We start from the raw sequence: 6919 nt of genomic DNA on the forward strand, positions 1-6919 counted from the left end.
CGGGCCTGGCAAAGTGGTCCGAATAGCCGGTCCCGAGCACGACGGGGACGCCTCGTTCCCGAAGCAGGCTGGCAATAGGCCACGACGGCTTGCCCTCAAGATTGACGTCGAGCAGCGCCACGTCGAACTTTTCATCGACGGCGGCCTTCAGACCGTCGCCAAGGCGGGGATAGGGTCCAACGACCACCGCGCCGGCCCGGCCGAGAACTTCGCACACATCTGCAGCGATCAGGCCATCGTCTTCGACAACCAGGATTCGCAAGCCGGCGAGAGGCGATGCCTCGCGCGTTTCAACGACCGGGTGTCGATGAGCAGGAAGCGTCATTTCAGTTTGCCCCGCTCGGACGACCTTTTCGAACGGAATATGAATGACGCAACGCACGCCGGCCGGATCCATCACGAGATCGACCTTGCCGCTGACGTCCTCCGCAAAGACGCGTTCGAGAAGCGTGTGGCCAAATCCGCGCCGCCCGGTCGGCTTGACCTGAGGCCCGCCGGACTCGACCCACTGGAAGACGAGCCAGGTCCGGCCACCCGAGACGCCTTCGGTCCAGCTCACGGTTACCTTGCCTTGCTCGCTGGAAAGGCTGCCATATTTGATGGCGTTGGTGATGAGCTCGTGCAGGACCAGAGCAAACGACAAGGCCGTGCGTGGCTCGAGGGCGAAATGATCGCCTTCGATATGGACATTGCCGCCGAGATGAGAGCGTTGCGCCTCGATCTCGTCATCGACGATGGTGCGCACCGACGCGCTTTCCCAGCGCGAAGCGGATAGCAGGCTGTGCGCTTTCGCCATCGATTGCAGCCGCTTTTCGATCGACGTCGTGAACTGAACGAGGCTTTCGGCGCTCCGGCTGGAAAGCCTCACCAGCGACTGGATGGTTGCGATGGTGTTCTTGACCCTGTGATCCAGCTCGTTCATCAGAAGGTCCTGATGCGCTCGCGCTTTCGCATGCTCGCGCAGCGACTGGTCGACACGGTGCAGCACGACCTCCAGAACGGTGGTGCGCAGGATCTGCGCGGCGTCGATCTCGACCGCGCTCCAGGGGCGGGATTGGCCGGTGACGATCTGCTGCCATGCCTCGAACGATTTGCGCGGCGAGAGCCGGTCGCCCTGAGGGCCGGCCGTCACCGGCTTAACCGGGTCACCCGCCCACGTCACGGTCGAAATCAGTTCCGGAAGAAACTACAGCACGTAGTCCCGGGGATCGCGCGACACCGAGAGCGCAAGTAGACCAGCGCCACGATCGAGGAAGGAGCGGGCTTCGGGAAAAACTTGCGACAGTCGATCGATGCAGAAGACGCCTTCCGACTGCGTGACGCTGAGCCATTTCACCAGCGCTTCGATCTGGGCATCATCGGGCGTGGTGCCGAGCACGAAATTTTTGCCTTCGATCCGGACTACCACGCCGGATGCGCGGATGTAATCGAGAAGGTTCGGACGAAGCCCGATCAGCGCCTCTGCCAGGCCGTGGAGGCTCATGGCCCGCATCAGTTGATCATGAAGATTGCGGGCGTGGATGCGATCGGTGGCCTCGGCCAGTTCGATCGTGCTGCTCAGATGAAGCGAGGCAAGCTGCGCGAACACTTCGAGCGCGAGCCTCAGGCGACTGCTGAGATACAGCGGGGCGGCGGCATGGCAGGCAATCAGACCCCACAATTTTCCACCGACGATCAGCGACAGTGACAGCGACGCGCGAACGCCCATATTCGCAAGGTATTCGAGATGAATCGGCGAAACGGCGCGAAGCCGGCTATAGGTCAGGTCGAGCGGCAGGCCGGTCTTCGGGTTCAACGCCGGGCTCAATGGCATCGGCGTATAAACCGCATCGGGAATGTAGCGTATCCAGTTGCGGCGGTAGAGTTCGCGCGCCTGGGCCGGAATGTCGCTCGCCGGGTAATGCAGGTCGAGATAGGACGGCACGTGATCCGACGAGCGGCTTTCCGCGACCACGCAGCCGCTGTCGTCTTCCAGGAAGCGGTAGACCATGACGCGGTCGAAGCCTGTCGCCTTCTGGACCTGAGCCGACAGGGTTCGCAGCAGCGGATCGAGGTTGTCGGCCGACTGCAGCCGACCGATCATTGCATGGACGAAGTCCAGAACGTCGGGCGCGGGCAGCGGCCGCTGCGGCTCGAGTTCTAGGATGACGAGATCGTCATGCAAATGCGCGGTGGCTTCGATCTGCGCGCCATGCAACTCGATATCGAGCGCGAGGGAGGAACGCGGCGCCACGCTCTTCTGCGAGAATTGAGCCTCGAGCCGGACCTTAGCAGCGGCGCCGATCTGCGTTTCGAGTTTCCGCCCGATCAGGTCCTGGTGGGCGAATCCGAAATAATCCTGCGTATTTCCTGCGACCAGCACGATCTCGAGAGTTTCGGGATCGAAAGCGACCAGCGCTCCGTAGGGTTGAATAAATCCTGGAACATGGATGGGCTCCTGGTCGCAACTGCGCAGATCAGGGTCACCAAACGCCGGCATATCGCCAGTCCTACTCGATCAAAATTGCTTGCCTTCGCCTATTCTTGCTAGCTTCCATAGGTATTGCAATGCCGATCTTTCACCGGTTGCGGTCTCGGGACAATTGCGCAATGTTTGCAGCAGCTTCCAGATGCGGACCTTGCATGGCTTCACGGGTGTTGCTGAATTTCAACGACCAGGACACCGCGCCTGTGCGGAAGCGACTGGTTGGCAAGGGTTTCAGCGCCGAACGCGTCGTAATCGAACCCAAGACGGCGTTCGATTATCGCTGGTCGGGCACGCCCGACTACCTGGCGCTCCATGATCTCAGCCTGAACGATGGCGAGACATTTGTGGACGGCGAGCTGAGTTCGCGGCTCTGCGATCTCACCAACCGGATGACGTTCATTCCGGGGGGGCGGGCCATCTCAGGCTGGTCGGCGACGAAGAAGCGGGCAAATTCCTTCACCGCCGTCTACTTTCGAACCGGCGAGATGTCGGGCGAGATCGAGGAGCACTACAAGTCTGTCGAGCTGGTTCCGCGGGTTTATTTCCAGGACCCCGCGCTGCTCGCCACACTGAAAAAAATCGATGAGTTGCTGCGTCATCGCGGCCCACAGGATCAGCTCTACGGCGAGACGCTCGGCCTGACCGCCGTCATCGAACTGCTGCGCATGCTGAAGACTGCACCGAAGCCGGCCGCGGTCCCCAAGGGTGGTCTTTCACTGGCCCAACAGACCATCCTCCGCGATTATGTCGAAGACTATCTGCACACCGACATTTCGCTGTCCGATCTTGCCGCCGTGGTCGACCTCACCCGTTTTCATTTCGCCCGCGCCTTTGCCATCACATTCGGCGAACCGCCCCACCGCTACGTGTCGCGCAGACGCATCGACTATGCGAAGCAATTGCTGCGGGAAACCGATCTCGGCATGAGCGAAATCGCCAGCAAGGTGGGGCTGAAGAACAACACGATGCTGGCGCGCCACATGCGAAAATTCGCAGGCGTCACACCACTGTCGCTCCGCCGGCGCGAGGGGCTCTGAAGCACGTCGCCGAACCAACATCAGAGATTCGAGCAAAAGTTCCAAACCGGGGCGCGAAATTTCCTGCTGGAATTCGCCTAATCTTGCTGTCACCCTGAAGCTGTCCTTGGCGATCATTTCGCTCAAATGGGAGACGGCAGGAGGTGCAGTTGAAAACGCGACGCCGCTTCAAGCAGGATAGACCCCTTCAGGATCGGATCGAGGAATGGGCCGAGCAGTTGCGCCAGCAGGCCATTCAGCTCGACCCCGGTCCCGAACGGGACAATCTTCTCAAGAAAGCTCGCCAAGCCGACGTTGCGTCCCACATCCAAGACTGGGCGCATTCGCCGGGATTGCAGCCGCCCAAAGGGCAGAGTCCGACCAAGTAAGGACCTGCACCTGGCTCCAGGCCCATCTTCCTTACGCGGCCTGAGCCCCGCGACGCTCGTTTGGCTTGTTGCGCCTGATCATGACCTTGGCGTCGCAAGCGAAGCCTTGTCCGCCTCCGACGACCTTCCCCCGGCTGAGGGCAGCAGCGTGGATTTATCGCTGAAGGAATGGTGGTGGTGTCGCGGACGTGGAGCCGCGGGCTTAAGGAAGCGACGTTATTCGCTCTTCTGCCCGTTGAGCAGCACCCACAGCCGCACGATCCTGCCGCCTTCAATTTCGGCGACGTCCGCACCAGTCACTGCGACCGGCCCGCCCTCGGGCCCGGCGTGCCAGGCCAGATGCGCGAGGCCATGGTGACCGACGGCGACGCCATCAGGCACGAAGCGGAACGCTGGCCCGAACCGCGACAGTAGGCTCCCGGCGACGCGCGATATCTCGGCCCTTCCCCGGACGATGTCCGTCGGTTCGTACATGACGGGCTCTTCGACGAACAGTTCGGCGATGGCGGCCCGACGTTTGCCGTCGTCCCGCTCGTTGAAGACGCGCTCCAGATTTGAGCGAAGCAGATGGTCGAAATCAAATTCAGCGGTCGTCATCTTACAGCCTTTCGTCATCTCATCGTGTTGGGGCACATTTGCGTCGAACCATCAGCCGAACTTGACCAGGTTCAGCGCCGGAAGCGGACCGCCCGGAAACTGGGTCAGCCTGGCTCCGACCGCGAGCGAACCGAGATCGATGCCAAAGAATCCGAGCCGGTCGATCAGCGCGCCGACACTTGCCTTCGCATCAGCGTCGTCGCCTGAGTAGAACAGTACACGCTTGCCGCCGTCGCTCGCCGGGTCTGTTGCGAGAAGCTGCGCCAAGAGATGATTGAACGCCTTCACCACCCGCGCGCCGGGCACCAGATCGGCGAAAACTTCGGACGAGGCGCGGCCACCGAGTTCCGCCGGCTTGAACAGCGGCGCCTCGATCGGGTTGTTGGCATCGATGACGATGCGGCCAGCGAATGGCGGCAGGCCGGCAAGCGCGTCCGGCAGCTTCGACCAGTTGACCGCGACGAACACGATCTCCTTGGAAGCTGCCTCCTCGCGGGTGCCGGCGGTCACGAGCGGACCGAGTTCGGCAACGGTCGTCGCCAGGCTGTCTGGGCCGCGGCTGTTGGACAGGGTCACGGCGATGCCCTTACGCGCAATGGTTTGGGCGATGGCGCGGCCAATATTGCCTGCGCCGATGATGCCGATGGTGGACATGGAATGCTCCGAGCTGTTTGGGATCAGGCGAGCTGATCGGTGGCCTAGAGATGACCCAAACATTGCCCTTTGATTAGAAGGATATTGCTCGTAAGATTTTCAACGATCACTTGTAAATGAGCCCATGGAAACGCTGGCCAACCTGGAATCCTTCATTCGGAGCGCTGAGTGCGGCAGCTTCTCGGAGGCTGGCCGGCGTCTTCTGCTGACCCCGGCAGCCGTCAGCCGCAACGTCGCCATTCTGGAGCGCAATCTCGGCGTGCGATTATTTCATCGCTCAACACGGAGGCTGACGCTCACCGAGGCCGGGGAGACGTTTCGCACAGCCATCGCCGGTCATCTTGAGGGACTGCAGGCCGCAATCGCCGGAGCATCGACCGGACGCGAGGAGCCGGCGGGCGTTCTCAAGATAAGCCTGCCGCCGACATTCGGCACAGCCCATATTCTGCCCCTGCTTCCCGACTTCCTGGCCCGTTACCCGCAGGTCCGCCCTGAGTGGCACTTCGAGAACCGTCAGGTCGATCTGGTCGGTGAAGGCTATGACGCCGCGATCGGCGGCGGGTTCGAATTGTTGCCCGGTCTTGTCAGCCGCACCCTTGCGCCAGCACACATCATCGCCGTGGCGTCTCCAGCGTACATGTCCGGGCGAACATCACCGACCAAGCCGGACGAACTGGCCGCACTGGATGGCATCGTCATGCGCTCGCTGCAGACGGGACGCATCCGGCACTGGTCGATGCGCGATGTTTCGGGGCGGGAAGTTCAAGCCCCACTATCCGAGTCGATCGTGGTCAACGATCCCGCTGCGATGCGCGAGGCGGCACTGTTGGGCCTGGGCGTTGCCATGCTTGCCACCGCCGACATTCTTCCCGCGCTCGAAAACGGGTCGCTGCTGCGCCTGGTGCCACGCTGGTACTGTGACGCAGGCGCAATCTCGATTTACCACGCATCGCGCAAGCTTGTACCCGCGAAGACGAGAGTCTTCGTGGACTGGGTTGCCGACGCATTCAAGAAAAACAGGCTCGCCGAACGGTTCGCCGGAAGCCTGAGCTAGCAGGACCGGCAAAGTATTCCAGGCTCCGGACCCCACGCCGCATAAGCCGCGGGCAAACAGGGCTCTCCGTTGCCCAAATTGCGATCCGCTACAGACGCGCGATGCGCAAATGCTCGTCAGCGGGACACGTTGTCGATTAATTGCTTCACGACGCTTTGCCTTCAGATGACCCTCCTCCCATCACGGGCTGGCCGTCGTGGCCGCCGACATGACCGGAGGTGGTTGCATGCGCTCGAAAACAATTCTTCGCATGGTCTGGTTTGCGATCTCGGCCTGTTCGGGCATCTTGAATCCGGCTTCCCAGGCCAAGGCCGAAGAGGTCCTGAAGGCGCGGCTCGCGCAGAACCTCGCACCGATCTCGGGCCTTGCGATTGTCGCCAAGGCGAACGGCCTCTTCGCCAAGCAGGGACTTGATATCTCGGTCTCGAACTTCACCAGCGGAAAGCAATGCCTCGACACGGTGATGGGAGGAGGAGCGGATATCGCGACGACCGCCGAAGCTCCGGTCACGGCGGCCGCGATGGCCCAGCAACCGATCGCGTTCGTCGCCGGCATGGAGTACTCGGATCTGAAGACGATGACGGCCGCATCCGCCGCAATCAGGACCAAAGCGGATCTGCGCGGCAAGCGCATCGGCTTCACAGCCGGCACGGGGAGTGAGGTCTACACCTCGGTTCTGCTGAAGGCGGCGGGCTTGACCGCCAAGGACGTCACGCTCGTCAACCTTCGTCCCCAGGAGATG

7 protein-coding genes and 1 pseudogene are annotated in these 6919 nt (G+C 62.0%); 3 read left to right on the top strand and 5 right to left on the bottom strand.

From position 1 onward, the window contains the following. Both JHD07_RS05055 and JHD07_RS05060 read right to left on the bottom strand, forming a co-directional pair. Positions 1-922 (bottom strand): HWE histidine kinase domain-containing protein (locus tag JHD07_RS05055; protein ID WP_291619658.1); only part of this gene is annotated, 922 nt, incomplete at its 3' end. A gap of 114 nt (positions 923-1036) precedes the next feature. Beyond that, a pseudogene (locus tag JHD07_RS05060) lies at positions 1037-2479 on the bottom strand (GAF domain-containing protein); the annotation flags it as partial. Positions 2480-2811: 332 nt separating this feature from the next. Between JHD07_RS05060 and JHD07_RS05065 the strand changes: the two are divergent. Then, positions 2812-3504 carry an AraC family transcriptional regulator gene (locus tag JHD07_RS05065; RefSeq protein ID WP_291619617.1) on the top strand — a complete coding sequence of 231 codons (693 nt, stop codon included), beginning with the start codon at positions 2812-2814 and terminating at the stop codon, positions 3502-3504. 122 nt (positions 3505-3626) lie between these two features. Here the strand turns inward: JHD07_RS05065 and JHD07_RS39720 are convergent, their stop codons facing one another. The 3 genes from JHD07_RS39720 to JHD07_RS05080 all read right to left on the bottom strand — a co-directional run bounded on the left by JHD07_RS39720 (position 3627) and on the right by JHD07_RS05080 (position 5123). Next, positions 3627-3791, bottom strand: a complete 165-nt coding sequence (locus JHD07_RS39720) for a hypothetical protein (RefSeq protein ID WP_366863945.1) — start codon at positions 3789-3791, stop codon at positions 3627-3629. A gap of 297 nt (positions 3792-4088) precedes the next feature. Further along, positions 4089-4469, bottom strand: coding sequence for a nuclear transport factor 2 family protein (locus JHD07_RS05075; RefSeq protein WP_291619621.1), 381 nt, complete (start codon positions 4467-4469; stop codon positions 4089-4091). A gap of 51 nt (positions 4470-4520) precedes the next feature. Further along, positions 4521-5123, bottom strand: a complete 603-nt coding sequence (locus JHD07_RS05080) for an NAD(P)-binding domain-containing protein (protein ID WP_291619623.1) — start codon at positions 5121-5123, stop codon at positions 4521-4523. A gap of 124 nt (positions 5124-5247) precedes the next feature. On the opposite strand from JHD07_RS05080, the gene JHD07_RS05085 reads away from it, so the two are divergent. After that, positions 5248-6177 (top strand): LysR family transcriptional regulator, encoded by a 930-nt coding sequence (locus tag JHD07_RS05085; RefSeq protein WP_291619625.1) that lies wholly within the window; start codon positions 5248-5250, stop codon positions 6175-6177. 226 nt (positions 6178-6403) lie between these two features. Further along, the coding region (locus tag JHD07_RS05090) for an NrtA/SsuA/CpmA family ABC transporter substrate-binding protein (protein ID WP_291619627.1) at positions 6404-6919 on the top strand (516 nt) is incomplete at its 3' end.

Origin of the sequence: Bradyrhizobium sp. (assembly GCF_016462955.1) — a bacterium.
Lineage (GTDB): Bacteria > Pseudomonadota > Alphaproteobacteria > Rhizobiales > Xanthobacteraceae > Bradyrhizobium.

Excerpts from the sequence above, each read along its gene's own strand:
- JHD07_RS05085 (WP_291619625.1), top strand. The coding sequence starts at position 5,248 with ATGGAAACGCTGGCCAACCTGGAATCCTTCATTCGGAGCGCTGAGTGC.
- JHD07_RS05075 (WP_291619621.1), bottom strand. The coding sequence starts at position 4,469 with ATGACGACCGCTGAATTTGATTTCGACCATCTGCTTCGCTCAAATCTG.
- JHD07_RS05080 (WP_291619623.1), bottom strand. The coding sequence starts at position 5,123 with ATGTCCACCATCGGCATCATCGGCGCAGGCAATATTGGCCGCGCCATC.